Raw genomic sequence first — 26,192 nt, 5'->3', positions numbered from 1 at the left:
CCTTCCCACGGGAAAAGTCAAAGGAAAGAAGACCATGACCACCAACCAGTCCTTCGTCGCCCGTCGCGAGGCCGCCGTCTCCCGTGGCATTTCCGCCGGCATGCCCTTCTACATCGACCGCGCTGAAAACGCCGAGATGTGGGACATCGAAGGCAAGCGCTTCATCGACTTCGCCGGCGGCATCGCCGTGCTGAACACCGGCCACCGCCACCCGAAGGTGATGGAGGCGGTGAAGGGCCAGCTCGACCGCTTCACCCACACCTGCGCGATGGTCACGCCGTACGACAGCTTCGTCGAGCTGGCGGAGAAGCTGAACGCGCTGGTCCCCGGCCCGACCCCGAAGAAGACCGCCTTCTTCACCACCGGTGCCGAGGCTGTCGAGAACGCCGTCAAGATCGCCCGCGCCTCCACCGGCCGTCCCGGCGTCGTCGCCTTCTCCGGCGGCTTCCACGGCCGCACGCTGCTGACCATGGGCCTGACCGGCAAGGTCGTGCCCTACAAGGTCGGCTTCGGTCCCTTCCCGGCGGAAATCTTCCATGTGCCCTTCCCCAACGCCTATCGCGGCATCAGCGAGGCGGAGAGCCTGAAGGCGCTGGACAATCTGTTCAAGTCCGACGTCGACGCCAGCCGCGTCGCCGCCATCATCATCGAACCGGTGCAGGGCGAGGGCGGCTTCAACATCGCTTCTCCGTCCTTCCTGCAGGCGATCCGCGCCGTCTGCGACAAGCACGGCATCGTCATGATCGTCGACGAGATCCAGACCGGCTTCGCCCGCACCGGCAAGATGTTCGCCGTCGAGCATGCCGGGATCGAGCCGGACCTCGTCACCATGGCGAAGAGCTTGGCCGGCGGTTTCCCGCTGTCGGCGGTGACTGGCAAGGCCGCCCTGATGGACGCCCCGATCCCCGGCGGCCTCGGCGGCACCTATGCCGGCAGCCCGCTGGCGACCACCGCCGCGCTCGCCGTCATCAACGTCATCGAGGAGGAGAAGCTGATCGAGCGCGCCGAGAAGCTCGGTGAGCGCATCGCCGGCCGCTTCCGCACCATGGCCCAGCGCAACAGCCTGTCGGTGATCGGCGACGTGCGCAACCTGGGCGCCATGGTCGCCATGGAGCTGGTGACCGACCGCGAGACCAAGGAGCCGGCCGCCGACCTGACCAAGGCGCTGGTCGCCAAGGCTGCCGAGAAGGGCCTGATCCTGCTGTCCTGCGGGACCTACGCCAACGTCGTCCGCATCCTGGTCCCGTTGACCGCGTCGGATGCCCTGGTCGACGAAGGCCTGGACATCATCGAGCGTTCCCTGGAAGAACTGGTGTCGGCGTAAGACTTTCCCTCTCCCGCCTGGATCCCCTCTCCCCCCCGGGGAGAGGGTTAGGGTGAGGGGGACGCATGGCGAGGATCATCAAGAAGCGTGACGTTCCGGCTCTTCAATCGGCGTCACGTAACGCATCCCCCTCACCCCGACCCTCTCCCCAGGGGGAGAGGGGGCACTGCGGGAGAGGGCAATAAGATAGGAGGAAGTAACCTTGGCCGGACCCTTGTCGCACATCCGGGTGCTGGAACTGTCGCGCGTTCTCGCCGGGCCGTGGTCGGCGCAGACGCTGGCCGATCTCGGCGCCGACGTGATCAAGGTGGAACGGCCGGGCGCCGGCGACGACACCCGCGCCTGGGGTCCGCCCTGGGCCGGCGACCAGTCGGCCTATTTCCTGTCGACCAACCGGGGCAAGCGGTCCATCACCATCGACTTCGAGCGGCCGGAAGGCCAGGAGCTTGTCCGCAAGCTCGCCGCCCAGGCCGATGTCGTCATCGAGAATTTCAAAGTCGGCGGGCTGGTCAAATACGGCCTCGACTATGACAGCCTGAAGGCGGTCAACCCGCGGCTGGTCTATTGCTCGATCACCGGCTTCGGCCAGACCGGGCCGTACCGCAACCGTGCCGGCTACGATTTCATGATCCAGGGCATGGGCGGGCTGATGAGCATCACCGGCCAACCCGACGGAGAGCCGGGTGGCGGTCCGGTCAAGGTCGGCGTCGCCGTGACCGACATCTTCACCGGTCTCTACGCCACCATCGGCATCATGGGCGCGCTGGCCCACCGCGACCGCACCGGCGAGGGGCAGCAGGTGGACCTCGCGCTGCTCGACGTGCAGGTGGCGGTGCTGGCGAATCAGGCGATGAACTGTCTGGTCGGCGGCAAGGCGCCGCAGCGGCTCGGCAACGCCCACCCGAACATCGTGCCCTATCAGGCCTTCGCCACCCGCGACGGCTACATCATCCTGGCGGTCGGCAACGACGGCCAGTTCGCCAAGTTCTGCACGGTCGCCGGCCGTCCCGAACTGGCGAAGGACGAGCGCTACGCCACCAATCCGGCCCGCGTCGCTAACCGCAAGGAGCTGGTGGCCCTGCTGGAGGAGCTGATCCGCACCCGCGACAGTCACGACTGGCTGGACGCGCTGGAGCAGGTCGGCGTCCCCTGCGGCCCGATCAACGACCTGACCGCGGTCTTCGAGGATCCGCAAGTGAAGGCCCGCAACATCCATCAGGATCTGCCGCACCCGACCCAGGGCAGCGTGCCGACGGTGGCGAGCCCGATCCGCTACAGCGGCACCCCGTTGGTCCACGACACCGCGCCGCCGACGCTGGGCCAGCACACCGATGCGGTGCTGGCGGATCAGCTGGGCTTGAGCGAGGCCGATATCGCGTCCTTGCGGGACAGGGGTGTGATCTGAGGGTGTGAAAGCGGGGCGGCGCTTCGGCTATGGTGCCGTCCCATCATTTACACTCTCAATCATCTCCGGACCTTTCCATGACCGCGGCCCCCGCGACCGACACCCGCCTCGGCATCCTGATGATGCTGGGCGGGATGACGCTTTTCACGCTGAACGACGCGCTCGGCAAATGGCTGGTGGCCGACCATTCCGTCGCCATGCTGATCGCCGTGCGCAGCCTGTTCGGGCTGGCGGTGCTGGCGCCGATGATCCGGCGCGAGGGTGTGGCCCGGGTCTTCGCCGTCGACCGGCTGCCGCTGCATATCCTGCGCGTCTTCCTGATGACGGTGGACGTCGCCTGCTTCTACTGGGCGGTGGGCTATCTGCCGCTCGCCGACGTGATGACGATCTACATGTCGGCGCCGCTGATCGTCACCGCGCTGTCGGTGGTGATCCTGCGGGAAAGCGTGGGCTGGCGCCGCTGGGCGGCGGTGCTGGTGGGCTTCGTCGGCGTCGTCATCGTGCTGAATCCGACCGGCCGCTTCGATCTGTGGCCGTCGCTGGTGGCGCTGCTGGGCGCCGTCATCTTCTCCGGTGGCGTGATCTCCACCCGCGTCCTGCGCTCGGCGTCCAGCCTGACGCTGGTCGGCAACCAGATGGTCGGCGGCATCCTGATCGGCGGTGCGGCTCTGCCCTGGTCCTGGTCGGCGCCGGGCTGGCTCGGCTTCTTCCTGCTGGGGCTGCTGGGCATCACCGCGCTGGCCGGCCACGCCATGATGAACCGCTCCCTGCAGCTCAGCCCGGCCGCGGTGGTGGTGCCGTTCCAGTATGTGTCGATCCTGTGGGCGGTGATCCTCGACCTCGCCGTATGGGGCACCGCGCCGACCGCCCGCATGGGGGTGGGCGCCGCGCTGATCATCGGCAGCGGCCTGTTCATCGTCTACCGCGAACAACGCCTCAAGCGCGGCGTCGCGGCGGAAGGCGTGGCGGAGGTGCCGTGAGGGGCGCCTCTCCGCCTGAAAATCACTGCCCCCCTTACCCCCCAAAAAACCGCGGCACCAGCCTGATCGTCACCGGCTCCAGCGGGCGCCAGCCATAGTCGCGGATGACGTCGTTGGATTCCACCGCGCGGCGGTTGCGCTCCAGCGACCATGTGATGTGGTAGGTCGATCCGTCGGGCCGGTCGCTGGTGCCGTCGATGGCGACGATGAGCGCCTGCACCCCCTCGCCGTCGTCGGCGCAGCCGATCACCTCCGCTTCGGTGGCGGTCGGCAGCGGCTCATTCCGGCCGGCGCCGAACTTCTGCGTCACATGGTCGGCGACGAGCCGCTCGTAACGCTGCGGGATCAGGGCCAGCAGCCGGCCGCGCTCCTCCGCAGGCAGTTCCCAGCCGGTGTATCCCGCTCCCATCGCCCGATCCTCCAAACCGCCAGACGCCCGTACACTCAACGCCGGCCGCCGTTCATGATCCCGTCCATGATCTTATTCGCTTCGGCGGGGCCGGCAATCAGCTCGATCATGCGGATGGCGGTATAGCCGGTGCGCGCATTGCCGGCGGGGCCGCCCAGTGCCTGCTGCGCCTTTTCCGTCAGCGAGGCGGTGGTCTTCTGCGTCATCTCCCGCAGCTCGCCGCGCAGGCCAAGCGTATCGGCGATGGTCGCGCATTTGCGCAAGGCCCGCGCCTGGTTCTCCGCCTGGGCCAGCTGGGCCCGTCCCTCGCTGCCGCCGTCCAGCGCGCCGATGGCGGCGACGATGCCGGCGTCGGCGTCCTGCAGGACCTGGGTCTTCACCATGGCGTGGACGGAGTTGCGGACCTCCTTCAGCCGCTGGTCGAAGTCCTTGTTGCGGCTGTGCTCCATCGCCGCGCGGGTGGCATCCAGGCTGGCAACGAGGTCGAGCGCCAGGTCGGCCACCGCCATGCGGTCGGTGCCGGGCGCGCTCCGGAAGGCGCGGGAGCGGTCCTCCATCTGGGCGACGACCGTTCCGCTCAGCGCCATGAACAGGGCGGCGCGGTCGGCCGGCTTTTGCCCCAGATCCATGTCCCACAATCCGCTCAGCAGGACCGTCGGGTCGCTGAGGCGCGAGGTGGCGATGAGGACGAAGATCTTCAGCGCCTCCGGACGGGCGCGGGTGACGCGGCGGCCGACCGCCTGGATCGCCTCGACATGGTCGGCGTGCAGCTTCGGCACCGGCTTGGGCGATAGCGCCGCCTTCATCTCCGCCACCTCGGGCGCGATGGACAGGATGGTGGCGATGTCGGTCAGCGCCCGCATCCGCGCCGGATTCATCCGCAGCTCCAGCGCGTCGCTGTAATGGCCAGCCGTCGCACCCTCGGCGATTCGCGCCACCGCGGACCCGCACTCCGCCCAGAAGGCTTCGGTCAGCGCCTTGCGCTGCGGCCCGTCCTGCAGGGCGGGGCGGAAGCTGCGCAGCCGGTCCTTGCCGATCTCGGCCTCCACCAGCGGCCACAGGCTGTTCATCAGCGACCGCTCGATCACGCTCAGCGGCACCGGGTCGGCCTTGCCCAGGGCTTCGAACAGGTCCTCGAACGGGTCGCAGAACAGGCGCTTCAGCGTCGGCCGGCGGTGCAGCCGCAACTCGACCAGCCGGGGACGGATGACGGCGATGGTGCGCTGGATGTCGGGATGCTCGTTCATCTGCTCCAGCAGCTCGACCACCTGACGGAACTTGGCCTCGTCGATGTCCAGAAGCTTGTCGCCCAGCGCGACCAGATCCCTCATCTCCATGGTCAGGCCGCCTTCCCTTTGAGCGTCTCGATCCGCATGACGAGATCGACGTCCAGCTGTCCGCTGCGCCAGTCGACATAGGCGCGCACCGACCGCTTCTGGCTGGTGATCAGCTTGTCGGCCATCAGCGACTGGTCGATCCGCCCCTCGTCCCGGGGCAGCAGCGGAATGACACGGAAGATGTCGTGGACGGCCATGTCCTGGGAGTACCGGTCCTGGGTCAGCGCGTCGCTCCACAGCAGGATCAGGTATTCCCAGCCGTCCAGCAGCCAGGACAGCCGGCTGCACGCCTTGCGGATCTGCGGCCGCTTGGTCTCCCACTGGCGCAGCAGCGTCTCGAAGGAGGCCATCGCCTGATCCAGCTGGCCGATGACGTTGCGGGCGTGGTTCACCGTGTGCTCCGCCACCTCGGCGCAGAATCCGCCGATGGGGGCGGCTTCCGACACGTTGTCGGTCGCCCAGTCGGTCATGCTGTCGCGGAAGCCCTGCAGGTCGCGCATCAGCCGCCGCAGCCGCGCCGGCTTGGGCGAGGTGGCGATCCCGATCGACTCCATCATCACAGCCAGTTCGGCGATGCGGCCATAGAGTTCGGTCGGCTCCAGGGCCAGGCGCTGCGCCGCCTTCATCATCAGGTCGCGGGTCAGCTTCTGCCCCTCGGCGGAGGTCAGGCCGACCCGCAGGATCTCGGTCGATTCCAGGCCGACCGCCTTCAGCGCCTCCACGATCAGCTGGTAGTTGATCAGAAGCCGCTGTTCGTCGTCGTCGTTCAGCGCCGCTTCCGCCGCCGCCACGGCGCCGCCGCCGGCAAGGCCGCAGCGCGCCGCCTCCAGCACCGCCTTGCGGATGTCGTCGGGAGAGCAGCCGTCCGCCTTGGCGATCAGGTCGTGCAGCATGCGGTCGTGCACGGTCATCGGGAAGGCCAGCGGCAGCGACTTCCACGGCACCACATAGACGCCGCGCCCTTCCGACAGGTTGGGCACCAGAACCTCCAGCTGGTCGCGGCTGTCCTTGCGCACCCGCGTCTGCGCCAGGACCGGCGTGGTGAAGGCCACCGCGGCACCGCGTTCCTCGAAAGTGGACGGGGCGAAGTTGGTAAGGGAGCGCATCGTGTCTGCGGCCGTGGCTGTCAGGGAGTGTCGAACCGGATCATTGGATTACGGACCGGGGAAGCTGAATTTTGCGTTAAATCCAATATAAGCGACAACGGAAATATATCACCTTCGAGCTAGAGCCTGGGATCTCTTGCGGTACTCCCGTCCCCGGACCTTCGCCGTTCCGCCCCGCCGGCCGTTGAAAGGAAAGGACCGTTTGCGGAGGGGAGGGGCGGAGTAATGGCAGCGGGAGCGGGATCGGTGTTCAAGTGGATCGGCTACGGCCTGCTGGGGCTGGTCGGCCTAGCCGTGGTCGGCGTCGGCGCGGTGCTGCTGCTGTTCGACTGGAACGACGCCCGCGGCTTCGTCGCCCGCCGCGCCTCGGCCGCGCTGAACCGCGAAGTCGCGATCGACGGCGACCTGCGCGTCCATCTCGGCAACCCGATCCGCATCCATGTCGAAGGCCTCCGCGTCGCCAACGCCCAATGGGCGCAGGAGCAGGGTGGGGACAAGGACATGGTGGCGATCCAGGCGCTGGACGCCACGCTGCGGCTCTGGCCCCTGCTGCGCGGCGACTGGGAATTGCCGGAGCTGAAGTTCCAGGGCCCCAAGCTGATCCTGGAGAAGAACGACAAGGGCGAGGCCAACTGGAATTTCGGCCCGCCCAACGCGGAGAAGGCGGTGGCGAAGGAGGCCGCGACCCCCGACGACCGCGGCGACATCCCGGTGATCGAACGGCTGGTGATCGCCGACGGCCGGATTCGCTACCGCGATCCCACCAGCGACATCGACATCGACAACACCATCAACACCGCCACCGGCGGCAACGACGACGACACGGTGCAGCTGAACGGCAAGGGCAACTTCGCCGGAAAGCCCTTCACCCTGGCGGCGGAAGGCGGATCACTGCTCTACCTGCGCGACGACCCCAAGCCCTATCCGATGAAGATCGAGGCCGCCGTCGGCAAGACCAAGGGCCGCATCGAGGGCTCGATGGCGGAGCCGGTGAAGATGGAAGGCATCGACCTGTCGGTGGCGCTCAGCGGCAACGATCTGGCGGAGATCTTCCCGATCCTCGGCATCCCGACGCCGAAGACGCGCCCCTATTCCATTTCCGGCCACCTGTCTCGCGAAGGGGGGCTATGGGCCTTCCACGGCATGAACGGCAAGGTCGGCGAGAGCGACCTGTCGGGCGACCTGTCGGTCGACACCAACGGCGAGAGGCCGATGGTGAAGGCCGACCTGATCTCCAACCGGCTGGCGGCGCAGGATCTGGCCGGCCTCGTCGGCGCCTCGCCGCGCGGCAGCGACGATTACCCGACTCGCGGCAACAACCGGGTCATCCCCGCCACCCCGATCAACGTGGAGAAGCTGCGCAACACCGACATGGACGTCCGCCTGCGCGGCAAGAGGGTGGAGGCGCCCTTCGCGCCGCTCCAGGACCTGGACATGCGCGTCAAGCTGACCAACGGCGACCTTCATTTCGACCCGCTGTCGCTGGGCATCGGCGGCGGGCGGATTGCCGGCACGGTGCAGGTGGACGGCAGCCGCAAGGTTCCGGCCCTGCGCACCAACCTGGACATCCGCTCCATGAAGCTGTCGTCCTTCTTCAGCGAGACCTCCTTCGCCGGCCAGGTCGGCGGCACGGTGGCCGGCCGCATCCAGCTGGCAGGGACAGGGAAGACGGTGGCCGACCTGCTGGCGACCTCCGACGGCAAGGTCGGCGTTTCGGTCGATGGCGGGCGAATCACCAGCCTCGCGGTCAAGGGGCTGAAGACCAACATCCTGGAGACGCTGGGCGTCGTGCTCTCCGGGTCGGAGCCGCTGCCCTTCAACTGTCTGGTCGGCAACCTGTCGGTGGAGAACGGCATCGCCCGCGCCGAGGCGCTGGTGCTGGACACGCCCGAAACGCTGGTCACCGGCAAGGGGACGATCAGCCTGCGCAACGAGGCGCTCGACCTGCGGATCGTCGGCGATTCCAAGTCGCCGCAGGTGTTCGCCACCCATGTGCCGGTGCTGGTCGGCGGCACGCTGGGCAACCCCGACATCGGCGTGGATCCCACCGAGTCGGCCGCGCGCGGCGCCGCGGCGGTGGCGCTGGGCGTGCTGCTGACCCCGCTGGCCGGCGTGCTGCCCTTCCTTGACCCAGGCAGTGATGAGCAGCCACAGTGTGGCCGGCTGGTGCAGGACGCCCGTTCCCCCAACAAGGGAGCGCCGGCGTCCGGCAAGTCGGGCAACGGCCGCGGGGAGGGGAAGGCGTCGGGTTCGGCGCGCTGACCGACTGTTCCGCGATCTTCCTGTCCGGCCCCCTTTCCACGGGGCAGCCTTGGAAACCGGACAGGAAGGACGCCGCCTTTCCCAATGACCTTCGACCAGATGTTATCGTTCGGCATCATCGGCGCGGTGATCGCGCTGCTGATCTGGGACCGGCTGCGCTACGACCTCGTCGGCATGATTGCCCTGCTCGCCTCGGTGGCGGTCGGGATCGTCCCGACGAAGGAGGCCTTCCAGGGCTTCTCCGACGACATCGTGATCATCGTCGGCTCCGCCCTGGTGATCAGTGCCGCCATCGGCCGGTCCGGCGTGGTCGAGGCGGCGATGCGGCCGCTGGCCGCCCGCATGACGACGGTGTGGATGCAGGTCGCCGTCCTGGCCGGGGCGGTCACATTGCTGTCGGCCATCGTCAAGAACATCGGCGCGCTCGCCATCTTCATGCCCATCGCCCTGCAGGTTGCGCGGCGGACCGGCACGCCGGTGTCGATGCTGCTGATGCCGATGGCCTTCGGCTCGCTGATGGGCGGGCTGATGACCCTGGTCGGCACCTCTCCGAACGTCATCGTGTCGCGCCTGCGCGCCGAGATGACGGGCGAGCCCTTCCATATGTTCGATTTCACGCCGGTCGGGCTGGTGATCGCGGTGTTCGGCGTCGCCTTCCTGACGGTCGGCTACCGGTTGCTGCCCAAGGGGCGGACGGCGTCGGCGGGTCCGGCCTTCAACATCGACGATTACACGGCGGAGGCGCGGCTGCCCGCCGGTTCCCAGTTCGTCGGCCGCACGGTCGCGGAGTTGGAGGCCGTCAGCGAGGGAGAGGTGACGCTCGCCGCCATCGTGCGCGAGAATTACCGCCGCTATGTGCCATCGGGCCATTGGGTGCTGTTCGCCGACGACATCCTGGTGCTGGAGGGCGACACCACGGCGCTGGCGGATCTGGTCAAGCGCGCCGGATTGAAGATGGTGCACGACAAGGATCTGGAGGGGGTCGAGAAGGAGGACGACATCGTCCTGGTCGAGGCGGTGGTCGAGCAGCGCTCCACCATGATCGGCCACAGCATCGAGGAGGTGAACCTGCGCGAGCGCTTCGGCGCCAACCTGCTGGCGATCAGCCGGCGCGGGCGGCCGATTCGCCAGCGGCTGCGCCGCGTCCGCCTGCAATCGGGCGATCTGGTGGTCCTGCAGGGGCGGGAGGCGGCCATGGCGGACACGTTGGCCGAACTGGGCTGCCTGCCGCTGGCCGAGCGCGATCTCGCCATCGGCCGCACGCCCAAGCGCGCAGCAGCGGTCGCGGTACTGGGGCTGACCGTGGTGCTGGTCGCCACCGGGCTGGTTCCGGTCGCCATCGCCTTCTTCGGGGCGGCGGTGGCGATGATGGCGCTGAAGGTGGTCAGCCTGCGCGAGGCCTACGAGTCGGTGGAATGGCCGATCCTGGTCCTGCTCGGCTCCCTGATCCCGGTCAGCGAGACCCTGCGCACCACCGGCGGCAGCGAGCTGATCGCCAGTTTCCTGTCGGACATTTCTCAGGGACTGCCGCCCGTCGGTGCGCTCGCCATGATCATGGTGGCGGCGATGGCGGTGACGCCCTTCCTGAACAATGCCGCCACCGTGCTGGTGATGGCGCCGATCGGCGCCAGCCTCGCCACCCATCTCGGGCTGCGGCCGGACGCTTTCCTGATGGCGGTGGCGATTGGGGCGGGCTGCGACTTCCTCACCCCCATCGGCCACCAGTGCAACACGCTGGTGATGGGGCCGGGCGGCTACCGCTTCGGCGACTACTGGCGGCTGGGGCTGCCGCTGTCGATCATGGTCGTGATCCTGGGCACGACGGCCATCGCGGTGTTCTGGCCGCTGGCACCGCGCTGAGAAACGCGTCCGTTCACGGATTCGTGTCTCGCGGACCGGTTCCGTTCTCCTTCCGTCTGGTGTAGGCTTCTCCCTGGGGCTGAAGCCTGACGGGAGGCCGATATGTCGGTGTGGCGCCGCTATCTGGTGAAGGACGTGACCGGCCGGCTGGTCGACCTGCCGAGCAGCCTGCTCGACCGGGCCGACGACGGCACGGCCCCGCTGCCGCATTTCGCCGGGCGCTGCGTGGAACTCGTGGCCGCGGTGATCGTCGGCGACCGCAAGACCCACGCCCGCGTCACCGAACTGGCCTTCACCAAGCTGTATTTCGACCAGATGGGCTATGTCGACGCCGCCAAGCGTGAGCGGATGATCCGCCTGATGCTGGAAAGCTGCGCCGACCGCCGCGTCGCGTTGCCCCGGCGGGACGCCCGTCACGAGGAGTCCGTCCGCCTGTCCCGCCGCGCGGATGCCGCCCGCGACCAGCTGATCCGCGAATTCGGCTGGGAACCCAAGCCCGCCGAGCGCGACGCCGCCCTCAGCCGCCTCGACCCCGCCCGCCTGCGCGGCGCCCGTCCGGAGCCGGCACGGACGCTGCATTGAGGGGGTGAGCCGCAAAATCCCCCTCTCCCCCCCGGGGAGAGGGTCGGGGTGAGGGGGATGCACAGCGTGACGCAAATTGAAGTGCCGGTACGTCACGTTTCTTGAACATCCTCGCCTCGCGTCCCCCTCACCCTAACCCTCTCCCCGGGGGGGAGAGGGGATCCTTTCGAGGTCGAGGACCTTTGCATCCCGTAGCCCGCAAGGGGAGGGGGGCTTTTCGCCTGCCACCGTCCGGCCCATATGCAGGGCAACGGAAGCATGGAGCCTAGCGAACCACAGATGAGTCCTCCCGATACCGCCCAGACGCTGTCTTTCGCGCGTGTGCGCCAGCTGGCACTGATCGGCGCCGGATGCACCATCATCCTGTTCGGCCTGCTGCTGGCGCCTCTGCCCGGTCCCGGCGGGCTGCCGGTGATGCTGCTCGGCGGCATTCTCGTGCTGCGCAACTCCGCCGACGCCCGCCGCCTTTTCGTGCGCAGCAAGCGCCGCTATCCCCGCGTGTTCAGCCCAGTGGAACGCATCCGTGTGAAGCTTCGCGAGCGCCGCCTGCGCAAGATGGCCCGCGGCTGAACGGCCGGTTGAACAGTGGAACACCGGCGGAAAACCGTTCCACACCGTTTCAAACGTTCCATTCGCCCCATTGGCCGCCCGCGGTCTGCCCTGCGGAAGCGGGCACTGGACAGCCGCGCCCCGCAGCCTCCATCTTGTGCGTCCGTTCGCATCAGGAGGGTTTGCGGTGAAGTCGGGCAACGCGCTGCTGTCCAGCTATGGCACCACCATTTTCGAGGTCATGTCCCGCCTGTCGGAAGAGCATGGCGCGATGAACCTGGGCCAGGGATTCCCCGACGACCGTGGGCCGGCCGACGTGCTGCAGACCGCGGCCGACGCGCTGCTCCAGGGCTGGAACCAATATCCGTCGATGATGGGCACGCCCGACCTGCGGCAGGCGCTTGCCGCCCATGCCCAGCGCTTCTACGGCCTGGACGTCGATTGGAAGACCGAGACGATGGTCACCTCCGGCGCCACCGAGGCGCTGACCGCCTGCCTGCTCGGCCTGATCAATCCGGGCGATGAGGTGGTGCTGTTCCAGCCGATGTACGACAGCTATCTGCCCATTGTCCGGCTGGCCGGCGGCGTGCCGCGCTTCGTCTCGCTGAAGGCGCCGGACTGGAGCTTCAGCCGCGCCGACCTGGAGGCCGCCTTCTCGCCGCGGACCAAGCTGGTGCTGATCAACGACCCGCTGAACCCGGCGGCCAAGGTCTTCGACCGGGCGGAGCTGGAGCTGATCGCCGAGTTCGTCCAGCGCCATGACGCCTTCGCCGTCTGCGACGAGGTGTACGAGCACATCGTCTTCGACGGACGCCGCCATATCCCGCTGATGACCCTGCCGGGCATGCGCGACCGCTGCCTGAAGATCGGCTCGGCCGGCAAGACCTTCTCGCTGACCGGATGGAAGGTCGGCTACGTCACCGCCGCCCCGCATCTGCTGCAGCCGGTGGCGAAGGCCCACCAGTTCCTGACCTTCACCACCCCGCCGAACCTCCAGGCCGCCGTCGCCTATGGGCTGGGCAAGGAGGAGGGCTATTTCACCGGGCTGGCCGCCGGGCTGCAGGCCAAGCGCGACCGGCTGGCCGCCGGGCTCGCCTCCGTCGGATTCGAGGTGCTGCCCAGCGCCGGCACCTATTTCGTCGCCGCCGACATCGGCCGCTTCGGCTTCGACGGCGACGATCAGGCCTTCTGCCGCTGGCTGGTGGCGGAGGCGAAGGTCGCCGCCATCCCGGTCAGCGCCTTCTTCGTGGAGAATGCGCCGACCAGCGTCGTGCGCTTCTGCTTCTCCAAGCGGGACGAGGTGCTGGACGAGGCCATCGCCCGCCTGCGGAACCGCTTCGCGGGCAGCTAGGCGTTGCCGCGGCGGGAGCGATCTGCACGCCCCTGCCGCAAAGCCATGGCGAAACCCCAGCCGCTTGGGCATACTCCCGCCGGTTTTGTCCAGGTCCGAGCCGACGCCAGGGCTGTCCCCGGTCTTGCGGTTTCGGACCCACCCGCGGAATTGGGGCCTGTCTCGAATGTTGCGTGCGCTGGCGCGTGTCTGTGCCGTCCTCGTCGCGTGCTCCGGCACGTACACCGTTTCCCGGACCTTCGCCGCCGATCCTCCGGCCGAGCCGGTGCCCTTCGGCGTGTCGGGCGTGGAGGTGGTGGCGGAGCGTGATACGCCCCAGGCCTGCTTCACCTTCACCGACCGGCTGGAGCGCTCGCGCGCCGTCAACTACCGCGACTATGTGGCGGTGGAGCCGGCGGTCGACGGTGCCGCCATCGCCCGCGACCGCACCCTGTGCGTGGAGGGGTTGCGCCATGGCGAGGCCTACCGCGTCACGCTGAAGGACGGGCTGCCGGGCATCGACGGCAAGCGGCTGCCGGCCGCCGACACCCGCGAGGTGCAGGTGCCCAACCGCAAGCCCTCGCTGGCTTTCCGCGGAGCCGGCTACATCCTGCCGCGCGTCGGGTCGGACGGGCTGCCGCTGCGCTCGATCAACCTGGACCGGGCGAAGCTGCAGGTGCTGCGCATCGCCGACCGGGCGCTGGTCGAGAAGATCTATTTCGGCCGCATCACCCAGCAGATGACCGACTACGACATCGGCGAGATTCTCGACAAGTCGGGGCAGGAGGTCTGGCGCGGCGAGATGGGCATCGGCAACCAGCCGAACCGCAGCGTCACCACCGCCTTCCCGATCGACGCCGTGCTGGGCAAGCTGGAGCCCGGCGTCTATGTCGCCGTCGCCGGCGCCGACGAGATCAAGCCGGGCGGCTGGGACCGCAAGGCGACCCAGTGGTTCGTGGTGTCCGACCTCGGCCTCAATACCATCCTCGGCGACGATTCGCTGGTGGTCTTCGCCCGCTCCGTCCAGAGCGCCAGCCCCGCCGCGGGTGTGGAGCTGCGTCTGGTCGCCCGCAATGGGTCCGAACTGGGCCGCGTCCAGACCGGGGAGGACGGGCTCGGCCGCTTCGACCTCGCCGCCTTGCGCGCCGCCGGGACAGAGCCGGTGCAGGCCCTGTTCGCAGCGCGCGGCGACGGCGACTTCGCCGTTCTGGACCTGACCGCCGGCGGCGCTCCTTCGGCCGAGACGCCGGACAAGCCGGCCCCAATCGCCCGTCCGATGACCGGCGGGTTCGACGCCTATCTCTATACCGAGCGCGGAATCTACCGGCCGGGCGAGACGGTGCAATTGACCGCCCTGCTGCGCGACACCGACCTGAATCCGCCCGCCGGCAAGGCGTTGACCATCCGGGTCCTGCGCCCCGACGGGTTCGAGGTTGAACGGCGCACCCTGACCGACAGCGGAGCCGGCGGCTACGCCACCCGCATCGACCTGCCGATGAACGCCTTCCCCGGCAGCTGGATGGTCACCGCCCATGCCGAGCCCGACGGTCCGGCCATCGGCAGGGCCGAGTTCCTGCTGGAGGATTTCGTGCCCCCGCGGCTGGACCTGTCGCTGTCCTCCCGGACGACGGAACTGGCGGCCGATGGCGAGGCCGATGTCGCTCTCGACAGCCACTATCTGTACGGCGCGCCGGCCTCGGGCCTGCCGGGAGAGCTGACGGTCGCCCTGCGCGCCGCGGTCAACCCCTATCCCAACCTGCCGGGCTACCATTTCGGTCTGGCGCAGGAGGACGTGAAGCCGGCCCGCGCCGATCTGCCGGGCTTCATCACCGACTCCAACGGCTCGGCCCGCCTGAAGGTCAAGCTGCCGCGTCCGCCCGAAAGCACCCGCCCGCTGGAAGCGGTGGTGCGCGCCACCCTGTTCGACATCGGCGGCCGTCCGGTCGGACGCGACTTCGTCCTGCCGGTGCGCCATCAGCCCTTCGCCATCGGCATCAAGCCGCGCTTCGAGGGCGACGGCGTGCCGGAAGGCGCCACCGCCGGGTTCGAGGTGATCGCCGTCGGCCCGGACGGCAAGCCGACCGACCATGCCGACCTCTCCTACGAGCTCTTCGAGGAGGAGTACGACTACGCCTGGTACGAGGCCAACGGCCGCTGGGACTACAAGGTCACGGTGAAGGACCAGCGCGTGACCGGCGGCACCCTGTCGGCCCAGACCGGCAGCCCGACCGCGGTGGAGGCTCCGGTCGCCGCCGGACGCTACCGGTTGGAGGTGTTCGATCCCAAGACCGGCGTCGCCACCAGCGTGCGCTTTGCCGCCGGCTGGTGGATGACCCCGACAGCCGGGGAGCGGCCGGACGCCGTCGACGTCTCGGTGATGATGCCGGGCTACCGCGCCGGGGAAAGCGCCTGGGTCTTCGTCAAGCCGCCCTATGACAGCCAAGTCCTGGTGGCGGTGGCCGACCGCGGCGTGACCTATGCCGTCACCCGCGCCATCGGCACGCAGGGCGCCTTCCTGGAAATCCCGGTCGGGCAGGGCTGGACCAGCGGCGCCCATGTGCTGGCGACCGCCTTCGCCACCTCCGATCCCCAATCGAAGAAGCCGCCGCGCCGCGCGGTCGGCCTCGCCTGGCTGGCGATGGACAAGGCGCCGCGCACGCTGGACATCCGCCTGTCCGCCCCGGCGGAGATGGAGCCGCGCCGCGCCCTGACTGCCGACATCACGGTGGACGGCATCGCCGAGGGCAAGCAGGCCTTCGTGACGCTGGCCGCCGTCGACGAATCGGTGATGCAGCTGACCGACCAGCCGTCTCCCGATCCGGCCCGCCACTATCTGGGCAAGCGGCCGCTGACCGTGGAGATGCGCGATTCCTATGGCCGCCTGATCGATCCGGCCAGCCTGGATGCCACCCGGCCGCCGGCCGCGCCGGCTCCGCGCCTGCGTCAGGTCGCCGGGCTGGTGCCGCCCAAGTCGGAACGGGTGGTCTCGCTCTATTCCGGCATCCTGACCGTGGGAGCCGACGGCAAGGTCTCGGTTCCCTTCGATCTGCCCGATTTCCAGGGCCGCCTGCGCCTGATGGCCGTCGCCTGGAGCGAGGGCCGGATCGGCCATGCCGAAAGCCAGATGCTGGTCCGCGATCCGGTCGTCGCCGACGCAGTGCTGCCGCGCTTCCTCGCCCCGGGCGACACGGCGCAGGTGATGCTGTCGCTCGACAACCTGAACGGCCCGTCCGGCGATTACCGCATGACCCTGACCGCCGAGGGTGCCGTCTCCATCCTCCAGGGTGAGGGCGGCACCGAGCTGGAGGTTCCGAAGCTGGCGCGCGGCAAGCGGGCGACCGCTGGCCGGGTGCTGACCGCCACCGCCGTGGGCGCCGGCCATGTCACCCTGGACGTCACCGGTCCGGACGGCGTCCGCGTCACCCGGCGCTGGGACGTCACCGTGCGCCCGGCCTCGCCGCTGGTGTCGCGCCGCACCGTCGCCGCCCTGCCCACCGACAAGAGCCTGACCCTCCCGCCCGATTTCACCGCCGGATTGCGGCCGGAAACCCTGTCCGTCGGTGCCGTGGTGGCTCCGCTGCCGGATCTCGACGTGCCGGGCCTGCTCTTCGCGCTCGACCGGGCGGCACCGGGCGGGGCGGAGCAGACCGCCAGCCGCATCCTGCCGCTGCTGTCGATGCCCGATGTCGCCGCCGGCCTGGGCATCGCGCCGGAGGACCGGATCAAGGCACGTGTCCAGCGCGGTATCGACCGTCTGCTGACCTTCCAGCGTGCGGACGGCGCCTTCGCAGCATGGTCGCCGAAGGGCGATCTCGACCCGTGGCTGACCGCCTACGCGGTCGACGTGCTGGGCCGCGCCAAGGCTGCGGGCTATCGCATCCCCGACCAGCCCTACCGCAAGGGGCTGGACTGGATGAAGCAGGCGGTCGACAACGCCTGGGTCGAGACCGCCGACCTGCCGGGCCGCGCCTATGCCCTGTATGTGCTGGCGCGGGCGAAGCTGATCGATGCCGGCGCGCTACGTTATTTCCGTGAGAACTACTGGGACCGGCTGCCGACCGACTTCGGCCGGGCGCAGATCGCCGCCGCCGCCGCCGTGCTGGGCGATCAGCCGGCTGCCGCCGACGCCTTCGCCAAGCTGACCGGTGCCCGGATGGTGTCGGCCAGCCTGCGCGACCATGGTTCCTCCCTGCGGGACGAGGCCGGCGTGGTCGCGCTGCTGGCGGAAAGCGGGGCGGTCGACCGCGACCGCATCTTCCAGGCGGCCGAGCGCGTGGCGAAGACTTTTGCCGCGGTCCGCACCACCAACCCGCAGGAACAGGCTTGGCTGCTGCTGGCGTCCAAGGCTCTGATCGACCGTGCCGCCCCGATGAAGCTCGCCATCGGCGACCAGACGGTGGAGAACGCCAAGCCCCAGATCCTGCGGATCGACCCGGCCGCACCGCCGGCGATCCGCAACCTGGGCGGCGAAGTCCGGCAGACCGTCTCGGTGGCCGGCGTACCCGACCAGCCGGCCGGAGCGGAAGAACAGGGGATGACCATCCGCCGCCGCCTGTTCGACATGGCAGGCCGTCCGGTCGACCCGGCCGGCGTCCGCCACAACGACCTGCTGGTGGTGATCCTGGAGGGTGAGGTCGGTGACCCGCTCGATCATTCGGTGCTGGTCAGCGACCCGCTGCCTGCCGGCTTCGAGATCGAGAATGTCCGGCTCGCCAACAGCGGCCAGCTCGGCAAGCTGTCCTGGCTCGGCGAGTTGTCGTCGGTCCGCAATGTGGAGTTCCGCGACGACCGTTTCCTGGCCGCCGTCGATTTGCCGAAGGCGGCCCCCCGCTTCCGGCTGGTCTATCTGGTCCGCGCCGTCACCCCTGGCGACTTCGCGGTCCCTGGCGCGCAGGTTCAGGACCTGCAGCGGCCCCACCTGTCCGCCCGCACCGCGGTGTCCCGCCTGCGCGTGCTGCCGGAGTGAAGTGAACAAAGCTCAAGGGGCGCCGACCGGCGCCCCTTGATTGCAATACCGTGCCTAAAGATAGCTCTGCTCGCCCCGATGGCTTTCCCGCCGCCGGACGAGCAGGGTCAGGCCTGCGACCACCACTGCGAAGCACAGGGTCAGCAGCACGTAGAAGGCCAGCGCAAGGCCGACCGTCATGGTGCCGAGCAGCACCATGGCCAATATCCAGACGCCTAGCGATACGATGGCGCGCGCCGACATGGGTTGTCTCCTATCCCCTGTCCTGATCCGCCGAAAACCGTCGACCCACCCTGAACCCGCCGCGGCCTTCTGACCGTCTGTCCGGCGCCGTATCCGCTTCCCATATGAAATCGGGGAACCGGCGGGGCTCGTCGTGTCCTGGGCAAAGCCTGCCACAGCCGCAATGCTGAACGGGGCGTGGCATCCTGTCACTGCGCGGGGGCGCCGCACCCGTCAGTGGCTGAACAGTTGCCTGCCCAAGGGTATGGAAGGGTGGCTCGCCAAACTGGTTGGCTTGGTCAACAAGTCTGTTGACAGCATGCGGCATCGACCTTACCTTTACGTAAACGTCAAGGAAGGGAGCGAACGGAGTGGATCGGCTTTCGGTCGGCTACGGTATGGCGGAGACCGGGGAGGGCGCGGAGAACAGCCGCATGTCCAGCCCTCGGCTTGCCATCGGCGAATTGGCCGGGGAGTTCGGTCTGACCCACCGCACCATCCGCCATTACGAGGACGAAGGGCTGCTGACGCCGGAGCGGGTCGGCAGCGCCCCCGGAGGCGCCCGTGTCTACGGCCACCGCGACCGCGCCCGGCTGGCGCTGATCTGCCGGGGCAAGCGGCTGGGCTTCAGCCTGGCCGAAATCAAGGATTTCCTGAACCTCTACGACACCGACGACGCTCAGATCGAACAGATGCGCTACATGCGCAACATCGCGCGCCGCCGGATTTCCGCGCTTGAACAGCAGCTCGCCGACGTCCAGCAGACGCTGGCGGAGCTTTGCACCATCGACACCCAGATCTCCGAGCATCTTCGCCGCAACGGCATCACGGAGACGCAGGACATGGAGGAGAAGCACTCATGAAGTCGGTCGTCATCGCCGGTTATGCCCGTTCGCCCTTCGCCTTCGCCCACAAGGGCGAGTTGACCAAGGTCCGCCCCGACGAACTGCTGGCCCGCGTCATCGCGGCGCTGGTGGAGCGCACCGGCCTGAAGACCGAGGATGTCGAGGACGTCATCGTCGGCTGCTCCTTCCCCGAGGGCGAGCAGGGGCTGAACGTCGCCCGCACCATCTCCTTCCTGGCCAAGCTGCCGCAGACGGCGGCGGCCACCACGGTGAACCGCTATTGCGGCTCGTCGATGCAGTCGATCCATCAGGCGGCTGGCGCCATCCAGATGGGTGCCGGCGAGGTGTTCGTCTGCGGCGGCGTCGAATCGATGACCCGCGTGCCGATCATGGGCTTCAACCCGATGCCGAACCCGGCGCTGAAGGCCTCCTATCCGGAAGCCTACTGCTCGATGGGCATCACCGCGGAGAACGTCGCCCGCCAATACGCCATCTCCCGCGCCGAGCAGGAGGCGCTGGCCGTCGCCTCCCACGCCAAGGCCGCCGCGGCGCAGGCTTCCGGCCGCATGGCCGATGAGATCGTCGGCATCCAGACCCCAAGTGGGCTGGTCGACAAGGACGGCTGCATCCGTCCCGGCACCAACGCCGACAGCCTGTCGGGCCTGAAGCCGGCCTTCACCGCCGACGGCACCGTGACCGCCGGCACCTCCTCGCCGCTGACCGACGGCGCCGCCGCCGTGCTGGTGACGACGGAGGAGTATGCCAAGGCCAACGGCCTGCCGATCCTGGCGAAGATCCGCTCGGTCGCCGTCGCCGGCTGCGCGCCGGAACTGATGGGGCTGGGTCCGGTCCCGGCAACCCGCAAGGCGCTGGCCCGCGCCGGCCTGTCGATCAACGACATCGACATCATCGAGATCAACGAGGCTTTCTCGTCCCAGGCCATCGCCTGCATGCGCGATCTCGACATCGACCCGTCCCGCATCAACCCGGACGGCGGCGCGCTGGCGCTCGGCCATCCGCTGGGAGCCACCGGCGCCCGCATCACCGGCAAGGCCGCGGCCCTGCTGAAGCGCGAAGGCAAGCAGTTCGCGCTGGCCACCCAGTGCATCGGCGGCGGCCAGGGCATCGCCACCATCCTGGAAGCGGTCTGACGAACGGGATCGGGGAGGAAAAACCATGAAGATCGAACGCGCCGCCGTGATCGGTGCGGGCGTGATGGGCGCCGGCATCGCCGCCCATTTCGCCAACGCCGGCATCCCCTGCGTCCTGCTCGACATCCCGGCGAAGGAAGGTGCGGACCGCAGCGCCATCGCCAAGGGTGCCGTGGCCAAGATGCTGAAGACCGATCCGGCCCCCTTCATGCATTCCAAGAATGCCAAGCTGATCACTCCCGGCAATTTTGAGGATGACCTGAACCTGCTGGCCGACGTCGACTGGATCGTCGAGGCCATCGTCGAGAACCCGGCGATCAAGGCCGACCTCTACAAGCGCATCGACCCGGTGCGCAAGGCGGGGTCGGTGGTGTCGTCCAACACCTCCACCATCCCGCTGGCGGTGTTGACGGAGGGGCAGAGCGAACAGTTCCGTAAGGACTTCCTGATCACCCACTTCTTCAACCCGCCGCGCTACATGCGGCTGCTGGAGATCGTCGGCGGCGCCGATACGCGGGCCGATGCGCTGGCGGCCATCGCCGACGTCTGCGACCGCCGCCTGGGCAAGGGCGTCGTCCACTGCAAGGACACGCCGGGCTTCATCGCCAACCGCATCGGCGTCTTCTGGATCCAGGCGGCGGTCAACGCCGCAGTGGACCTGGGCCTGACGGTGGAGGAGGCGGACGCCGTCGGCGGCCGGCCGATGGGCATCCCCAAGACCGGCGTGTTCGGCCTGATGGACCTCGTCGGGCTGGACCTGATGCCGCACATCGCCAAGAGCATGTCGGCCACCCTGCCGGCCAATGACGCCTATCGCGGCCAGATGCGCGACCACCCGGTCATCACCCGGATGATTGCCGAGGGCTATACCGGCCGCAAGGGCAAGGGCGGCTTCTACCGCATCAACAAGGCCGGCGGCGGCAAGGTGAAGGAGTCGGTCGATCTCCAGACCGGCGAGTATGCCCCGTCGGAAAAGGCCCGGTTGGACAGCGTCTCCGCCGCCGGCCGCGACCTGCGCAAGCTGTGCGAGCACCCGGACAAGGGGGGCCGCTTCGCCCGCCGCGTGCTGGCGCAGACGCTCGCCTACGCCGCAAGCCTGGTGCCGGAGATCGCCGATAGCATCGTCGCCGTCGATGAGGGCATGCGCCTCGGCTACAACTGGAAGCAGGGGCCGTTCGAGCTGATCGACCGGCTGGGCACCGAGTGGTTCGCCGAGCTGTGCCGCTCCGAAGGCATCCCGGTTCCGGCGCTGGTTGAGACCGCCGCCGGGCGTCCCTTCTACCGGGTGGAGGGCGGCAAGCTCCAGCACCTGACCACGGCCGGCGTCTATGACACGGTGGTGCGTCCGGACGGTGTGCTGCTGCTGTCGGACATCAAGCGCGCCGCCGGCAAGCCGGTGTGGAAGAACGCCTCCGCCAGCCTGTGGGACATCGGCGACGGCGTGCTGTGCGTCGAGTTCACCAGCAAGATGAACGCCGTCGACGCCGATTTCATGGCCGCCTACGAGAAGGCGATGCGCCTGATCGGCGATGGGAAAGGCGACTGGAAGGCGCTGGTCATCCACAACGAGGCCGACAATTTCTCGGTCGGCGCCAATCTGGGCCTCGCCCTGTTCGCGCTGAACATCGGCCTGTGGCCGCAGATCGAGGAAATGGTGGAGGGCGGTCAGCGCACCTACCGCGCGCTGAAATACGCGCCCTTTCCGGTGGTGGCGGCGCCCAGCGGCATGGCGCTCGGCGGCGGCTGCGAGATCCTGCTGCATTCCGACCATGTCCAGGCCCATGCCGAGACCTATGTCGGTCTGGTCGAGGTCGGCGTCGGGCTGATCCCGGCCTGGGGCGGCTGCACCGAGATGCTGGCCCGCCATCAGGCCAACCCGAAGGCGCCGCGCGGTCCGATGCCCGGCATCGCCAAGGCCTTCGAGATCATCAGCACCGCCACCGTCGCCAAGTCGGCGGCCGAGGCCAAGGAGCTGCTGTATCTCCGCGCCACCGACGGCATCACCATGAACCGCGACCGCCTGCTGGCCGACGCCAAGGCCAAGGCGCTGGAACTGGCGGCGGACTACACCCCGCCGGAGAAGACCACCAGCTACATCCTGCCCGGCCCCAGCGCCAAGGCGGCGATGGAGCTCGCGGTGGAAGGCTTCGCCCTGCAGGGTAAGGTCACGCCGCACGACAAGGTAGTCTGCGCCGCGCTGGCCGAGGTGCTGAGCGGCGGCGAGGAGGCCGACGTCTCCAAGCCGGTCGGCGAGGACCATGTCCTGCGGCTGGAGCGCGAGGCGTTCATGGATCTGGTGCGCACCGGCGGCACCATCGACCGGATCGAGCACATGCTGCTCACCGGCAAGCCGCTGCGGAACTGAGGGGGAGGAACGAGAGATGCCGATCTACAAGGCTCCGCTTGAGGATGTGCGCTTCGTCCTGGACGAGATCGTCGGTCTGGACAAGCTGTCGGCCCTGCCGGGTTACGAGGACGCCACGCCGGAACTCGTCGGCCAGGTGCTGGAGGAAGGCGCCAAGCTGTGCGAGGAGGTGCTGTTCCCGCTGAACCAGTCGGGCGACGGCGAGGGCTGCCATTTCGAGAATGGCGAGGTCCGCACGCCGAAGGGCTTCAAGGAGGCTTACGACACCTACATCGCCGCCGGCTGGCAGGGGCTGGCCTGCGACCCGGCCTATGGCGGGCAGGGGCTGCCGAAGCTGGTCAACATCATGCTGGAGGAGTTCATCTGCTCCGCCAACCTCAGCTTCGGCATGTATCCCGGCTTGTCGCTCGGCGCCTACAACGCGCTGGCGATGTACGGCTCGGACGAGCTGAAGCAGCGCTTCCTGCCCAAGCTGGTCGATGGCACCTGGTCCGGCACCATGTGCCTGACCGAGCCGCATTGCGGCACCGACCTCGGCATCATCCGCACCAAGGCGGTTCCCGACGAGCAGGGCGCCTACAAGATCACCGGCACCAAGATCTTCATCTCGGCCGGCGAGCATGACCTGACCGAGAACATCCTGCATCTGGTGCTGGCCCGCCTGCCGGACGCGCCGGCCGGGACCCGCGGCATCAGCCTGTTCCTGGTGCCGAAGTTCATGCCGAACGCCGACGGCACGCCGGGTGCGCGCAACGGCGTCGCCTGCGGCTCCATCGAGCACAAGATGGGCATCAAGGCGTCGTCGACCTGCGTCATGAACTTCGAGGACGCCACCGGCTGGCTGGTGGGCGAGCCGCACAAGGGCATGCGCGCCATGTTCGTGATGATGAACGCGGCACGTCTGGCCGTGGGCATCCAGGGGCTGGGGCTGGCCGAGGTGTCGTACCAGAACGCCGTCAATTACGCCCGCGAACGGCTCCAGGGCCGGTCGCTGTCGGGGGTGAAGGCGCCGGACAAGCCTGCCGACCCGATCATCGTCCACCCGGACGTGCGCCGGAACCTGCTGACCGCCCGCGCCTTTGCCGAAGGGGCGCGTGCGCTCGGCGCACTGACAGCCTACAAGCTCGACGTGGCGGAAAAGCACCCGGACCCCCGCACCCGCCGCGATGCCGACGAGTTCGTCCAGCTGATGACGCCGATCATCAAGGCGCTGTTCACCGACATCGGCTTCGACGCGGCGAACATCGCCGTGCAGGTCCATGGCGGCCATGGCTTCATCTGGGAGACCGGCGTCGAGCAGTATGTCCGCGACGCCCGCATCTGCCAGATCTATGAGGGTACCAACGGCATCCAGGCGCTCGACCTCGTCGGCCGCAAGCTGCCGCAGGACATCGGCCGCCTGCTCCGTCACTTCTTCCACCCCGTCGGCCGCGACATCGAGGCGGCGATGGAGAAGGACGAGCTGGGTGAGTTCGTGATGCCGCTGGCCAAGGCCTTCGCCAAGCTGCAGCAGGCCACCGCCCTGATCGCCCAGAAGGGCCTGAAGGATCCGGAGGAGGCCGGCGCCGCCGCCAGCGACTATCTGCGCCTGTTCGGTCTGGTGGCGCTGGGCTGGAGCTGGCTGACGATGGTGGAGAGGGCGCAGGCCAAGCTCGAAGCCGGGGAGGGCAATGCCGCCTTCTATGAAGCCAAGATCAAGACCGCCCGCTTCTACATGACCAAACTGCTGCCGCAGACAAACAGCCTGTTCATCACCATAGCCGCCGGCGCCAAGCCGCTGATGGAACTGGAAGAGGCCGCTTTCTGACACGCGCCGGCCCGCCCACAGGGCGCACGACTTCAGGCCGGATCGGCGCCCGCATGGCGCCGGTCCGGCCTTTTCTTTCGCCCATCGGGAGGGCCGCGAAATGCGCTTCGGAGTAATGACCTAAAATTGTCATACACCCTTGGCAATATCACTCTTGGGGAGCATCTGCCTCAGACGATCGGCATTCGCAGCCGTGACAAAAGTTAATTTCAGGTTGTTCCCTCTCGTCCCTGCGTGTTACATCTCAATTGAGATTACGTTCGGCCGGTGCCTGCTATATCCTTTGGATTTTAGGGAATATGCGGGTGGCGACAGCCCCCTCCTTTTCTCAAGCCTCTGGGGCGACTTTCGGAGGGGCAGGCATGGTTCGGGAGTTTGAGCGATGAAGATCCTGATCGGTGATGATCACGTCCTGTTCCGGGAAGGTCTTCGCCGTCTGCTTGAGCAGCTGCGCGAAAATGCTACCTTCGCGGAGGCCAGCAATTTCGACGAGCTTCTGGACATGGCGGCTGTCAAGGATGAGGCTTATGACCTGATCCTGACCGACCTGCGCATGCCGGGCTGGCCCGGCTTTTCCGGAATCGGCATGCTGCGCGACCGGCAGCCGAATTCGAAGGTCGTTGTCGTGTCCGCGTCCGAGGCGCATTCCGACGTGCGGGAGGCGCTGGAGAACGGCGCCGCCGGCTATATCCCGAAATCGTCCAGCGTGAAGATCATGTTGAGCGCGCTCGATCTGATCTTCTCCGGCGGCGTCTATGTGCCGGCGACGGTTCTGCGCGAGGGGATCGAACCCGACCAGCGCGGCGGTTCGGTGATGCCGCCGAGCGACCCGCAGCTGGAGCAGCTGCTGACCCAACGTCAGCGCGAGGTGCTCGACCGCCTGCGCGAAGGCAAGTCGAACAAGCAGATCGCCCATGAGCTGGGCCTGTCCGAAGGCACGGTGAAGATCCACATGACCGCGATCTTCAAGTCTCTGGGAGTGCGCAACCGTACCCAGGCGGCCATGGCCTTCCCGCAGTCGCATTCGGCGTAAAGCCGCATTCCGGACATCGATGCGAAAAGACCCGCCGGGCTGCCCCGGCGGGTCTTTTCGCATTTGGGATGGATTGTTTGCCTCAGCCCATTCCGGCCACATAGCCGCGCAGCGATTCGACCTCCAACTCGGCATCGTCGATGCGGGCCTTCACCACGTCGCCGATGCTGATGACACCGACGACGCGGCCGGCGTCGACGATCGGCACATGGCGGATGCGCCGTTCGGTCATCACCGCCATCATGTCGGCGACGGTGTCGGTCGGGGTGGCGGTGATCAGGTCACGCGTCATCAGGTCCGCCGCCGGGCGGTCGAGTGCCGCGGCGCTGTCGCGGGCGATGGCCCGCACGATGTCGCGTTCCGACAGGATGCCGACCGGCTGGCCATCGTCGTCCATCACCAGCACGGCGCCGATCCGGTGCTCGGTCAGCAGGCGGGTGACGGCGGCCACGGAATCGTCCGGTGCGGCGGAAACGATCCGGTTGCCCTTGCGCTTCAAGACGGCTGCAACATGCATGGCTGTACGGCCTCCCTTCCGATGACCCTGATACTGGAATCATGGGGATGCGCGTACAATCTGCAAGACAGATTGTTCAAAGAAAAAGGCGGCCTCTCCGGATGGGAGAGGCCGCCTTCCGGATGTCCGGGACTGGTCCCGA

19 protein-coding genes are annotated in these 26,192 nt (G+C 68.4%); 14 read left to right on the top strand and 5 right to left on the bottom strand.

Annotated features, from left to right (window positions below):
* Positions 1-34 precede the first annotated feature (34 nt).
* From gabT to FZ983_RS22385, 3 genes are all read left to right on the top strand, one after another.
* Positions 35-1,324, top strand: a complete 1,290-nt coding sequence (gabT, locus tag FZ983_RS22395; RefSeq protein WP_149225699.1) for a 4-aminobutyrate--2-oxoglutarate transaminase — start codon at positions 35-37, stop codon at positions 1,322-1,324.
* 202 nt (positions 1,325-1,526) lie between these two features.
* Positions 1,527-2,729, top strand: a complete 1,203-nt coding sequence (locus FZ983_RS22390) for a CaiB/BaiF CoA-transferase family protein (protein ID WP_149225698.1) — start codon at positions 1,527-1,529, stop codon at positions 2,727-2,729.
* A 77-nt stretch (positions 2,730-2,806) separates the two neighbouring features.
* A complete protein-coding gene (locus tag FZ983_RS22385; RefSeq protein ID WP_149225697.1) occupies positions 2,807-3,709 on the top strand; it encodes a DMT family transporter in 903 nt (300 codons plus the stop codon).
* Between the two features lie 34 nt (positions 3,710-3,743).
* Here the strand turns inward: FZ983_RS22385 and FZ983_RS22380 are convergent, their stop codons facing one another.
* The 3 genes from FZ983_RS22380 to FZ983_RS22370 are packed head-to-tail and all read right to left on the bottom strand — an operon-like array spanning position 3,744 to position 6,561.
* The gene (locus tag FZ983_RS22380) at positions 3,744-4,118 is read right to left on the bottom strand and encodes a hypothetical protein (RefSeq protein ID WP_149225696.1); all 375 of its coding nucleotides are present in this window, start codon (positions 4,116-4,118) and stop codon (positions 3,744-3,746) included.
* A gap of 35 nt (positions 4,119-4,153) precedes the next feature.
* On the bottom strand, positions 4,154-5,455 hold the full coding sequence (locus FZ983_RS22375; protein WP_149225695.1) for a hypothetical protein: 1,302 nt from the start codon (positions 5,453-5,455) through the stop codon (positions 4,154-4,156).
* 2 nt (positions 5,456-5,457) lie between these two features.
* Positions 5,458-6,561, bottom strand: coding sequence for a hypothetical protein (locus FZ983_RS22370; RefSeq protein ID WP_149225694.1), 1,104 nt, complete (start codon positions 6,559-6,561; stop codon positions 5,458-5,460).
* A gap of 246 nt (positions 6,562-6,807) precedes the next feature.
* Between FZ983_RS22370 and FZ983_RS22365 the strand changes: the two genes are divergently transcribed.
* The 6 genes from FZ983_RS22365 (at position 6,808) to FZ983_RS22340 (ending at position 18,110) form a co-directional block, all read left to right on the top strand.
* Positions 6,808-8,823, top strand: a complete 2,016-nt coding sequence (locus tag FZ983_RS22365) for an AsmA family protein (RefSeq protein ID WP_247883915.1) — start codon at positions 6,808-6,810, stop codon at positions 8,821-8,823.
* An 84-nt stretch (positions 8,824-8,907) separates the two neighbouring features.
* Positions 8,908-10,683 carry an SLC13 family permease gene (locus tag FZ983_RS22360; protein ID WP_149225692.1) on the top strand — a complete coding sequence of 592 codons (1,776 nt, stop codon included), beginning with the start codon at positions 8,908-8,910 and terminating at the stop codon, positions 10,681-10,683.
* Between the two features lie 102 nt (positions 10,684-10,785).
* Positions 10,786-11,265: a hypothetical protein gene (locus FZ983_RS22355; RefSeq protein ID WP_149225691.1), complete on the top strand. Its 480-nt coding sequence runs from the start codon at positions 10,786-10,788 to the stop codon at positions 11,263-11,265.
* Between the two features lie 279 nt (positions 11,266-11,544).
* Positions 11,545-11,835: a hypothetical protein gene (locus FZ983_RS22350; protein ID WP_149225690.1), complete on the top strand. Its 291-nt coding sequence runs from the start codon at positions 11,545-11,547 to the stop codon at positions 11,833-11,835.
* Positions 11,836-12,001: 166 nt separating this feature from the next.
* Positions 12,002-13,165, top strand: coding sequence for an aminotransferase (locus tag FZ983_RS22345; protein ID WP_149225689.1), 1,164 nt, complete (start codon positions 12,002-12,004; stop codon positions 13,163-13,165).
* A gap of 166 nt (positions 13,166-13,331) precedes the next feature.
* Positions 13,332-18,110, top strand: a complete 4,779-nt coding sequence (locus tag FZ983_RS22340; protein ID WP_149225688.1) for an alpha-2-macroglobulin — start codon at positions 13,332-13,334, stop codon at positions 18,108-18,110.
* 54 nt (positions 18,111-18,164) lie between these two features.
* On the opposite strand, the gene FZ983_RS22335 is transcribed toward FZ983_RS22340, so the two are convergent.
* Positions 18,165-18,353 (bottom strand): hypothetical protein, encoded by a 189-nt coding sequence (locus FZ983_RS22335; protein WP_149225687.1) that lies wholly within the window; start codon positions 18,351-18,353, stop codon positions 18,165-18,167.
* 350 nt (positions 18,354-18,703) lie between these two features.
* Between FZ983_RS22335 and FZ983_RS22330 the strand changes: the two genes are divergently transcribed.
* From FZ983_RS22330 to FZ983_RS22310, 5 genes are all read left to right on the top strand, one after another.
* Positions 18,704-19,195 (top strand): MerR family DNA-binding transcriptional regulator, encoded by a 492-nt coding sequence (locus FZ983_RS22330; RefSeq protein ID WP_149225686.1) that lies wholly within the window; start codon positions 18,704-18,706, stop codon positions 19,193-19,195.
* Positions 19,192-20,328: a thiolase family protein gene (locus tag FZ983_RS22325; RefSeq protein WP_149225685.1), complete on the top strand. Its 1,137-nt coding sequence runs from the start codon at positions 19,192-19,194 to the stop codon at positions 20,326-20,328. The genes FZ983_RS22330 and FZ983_RS22325 overlap by 4 nt, the downstream gene beginning before the upstream one ends.
* Positions 20,329-20,353: 25 nt before the next feature.
* Positions 20,354-22,693 (top strand): 3-hydroxyacyl-CoA dehydrogenase/enoyl-CoA hydratase family protein, encoded by a 2,340-nt coding sequence (locus tag FZ983_RS22320; protein WP_149225684.1) that lies wholly within the window; start codon positions 20,354-20,356, stop codon positions 22,691-22,693.
* A 16-nt stretch (positions 22,694-22,709) separates the two neighbouring features.
* Positions 22,710-24,500 carry an acyl-CoA dehydrogenase C-terminal domain-containing protein gene (locus tag FZ983_RS22315; RefSeq protein WP_149225683.1) on the top strand — a complete coding sequence of 597 codons (1,791 nt, stop codon included), beginning with the start codon at positions 22,710-22,712 and terminating at the stop codon, positions 24,498-24,500.
* 382 nt (positions 24,501-24,882) lie between these two features.
* The gene (locus FZ983_RS22310; RefSeq protein WP_149225682.1) at positions 24,883-25,533 is read left to right on the top strand and encodes a response regulator transcription factor; all 651 of its coding nucleotides are present in this window, start codon (positions 24,883-24,885) and stop codon (positions 25,531-25,533) included.
* An 82-nt stretch (positions 25,534-25,615) separates the two neighbouring features.
* On the opposite strand, the gene FZ983_RS22305 is transcribed toward FZ983_RS22310, so the two are convergent.
* A complete protein-coding gene (locus tag FZ983_RS22305) occupies positions 25,616-26,050 on the bottom strand; it encodes a CBS domain-containing protein (protein ID WP_149225681.1) in 435 nt (144 codons plus the stop codon).
* Positions 26,051-26,192 lie beyond the last annotated feature (142 nt).

Source organism: Azospirillum sp. B21, assembly GCF_008364825.1.
In the GTDB taxonomy this organism is placed as follows: Bacteria; Pseudomonadota; Alphaproteobacteria; order Azospirillales; family Azospirillaceae; genus Azospirillum.
This window is presented reverse-complemented; position numbering and strand designations above follow the sequence as displayed.

Excerpts from the sequence above, each read along its gene's own strand:
- FZ983_RS22340 (WP_149225688.1), top strand. The coding sequence starts at position 13,332 with ATGTTGCGTGCGCTGGCGCGTGTCTGTGCCGTCCTCGTCGCGTGCTCC.
- FZ983_RS22385 (WP_149225697.1), top strand. The coding sequence starts at position 2,807 with ATGACCGCGGCCCCCGCGACCGACACCCGCCTCGGCATCCTGATGATG.
- gabT (WP_149225699.1), top strand. The coding sequence starts at position 35 with ATGACCACCAACCAGTCCTTCGTCGCCCGTCGCGAGGCCGCCGTCTCC.
- FZ983_RS22305 (WP_149225681.1), bottom strand. The coding sequence starts at position 26,050 with ATGCATGTTGCAGCCGTCTTGAAGCGCAAGGGCAACCGGATCGTTTCC.
- FZ983_RS22315 (WP_149225683.1), top strand. The coding sequence starts at position 22,710 with ATGCCGATCTACAAGGCTCCGCTTGAGGATGTGCGCTTCGTCCTGGAC.
- FZ983_RS22375 (WP_149225695.1), bottom strand. The coding sequence starts at position 5,455 with ATGGAGATGAGGGATCTGGTCGCGCTGGGCGACAAGCTTCTGGACATC.
- FZ983_RS22350 (WP_149225690.1), top strand. The coding sequence starts at position 11,545 with ATGAGTCCTCCCGATACCGCCCAGACGCTGTCTTTCGCGCGTGTGCGC.
- FZ983_RS22380 (WP_149225696.1), bottom strand. The coding sequence starts at position 4,118 with ATGGGAGCGGGATACACCGGCTGGGAACTGCCTGCGGAGGAGCGCGGC.
- FZ983_RS22355 (WP_149225691.1), top strand. The coding sequence starts at position 10,786 with ATGTCGGTGTGGCGCCGCTATCTGGTGAAGGACGTGACCGGCCGGCTG.
- FZ983_RS22325 (WP_149225685.1), top strand. The coding sequence starts at position 19,192 with ATGAAGTCGGTCGTCATCGCCGGTTATGCCCGTTCGCCCTTCGCCTTC.
- FZ983_RS22370 (WP_149225694.1), bottom strand. The coding sequence starts at position 6,561 with ATGCGCTCCCTTACCAACTTCGCCCCGTCCACTTTCGAGGAACGCGGT.
- FZ983_RS22320 (WP_149225684.1), top strand. The coding sequence starts at position 20,354 with ATGAAGATCGAACGCGCCGCCGTGATCGGTGCGGGCGTGATGGGCGCC.
- FZ983_RS22310 (WP_149225682.1), top strand. The coding sequence starts at position 24,883 with ATGAAGATCCTGATCGGTGATGATCACGTCCTGTTCCGGGAAGGTCTT.
- FZ983_RS22335 (WP_149225687.1), bottom strand. The coding sequence starts at position 18,353 with ATGTCGGCGCGCGCCATCGTATCGCTAGGCGTCTGGATATTGGCCATG.
- FZ983_RS22360 (WP_149225692.1), top strand. The coding sequence starts at position 8,908 with ATGACCTTCGACCAGATGTTATCGTTCGGCATCATCGGCGCGGTGATC.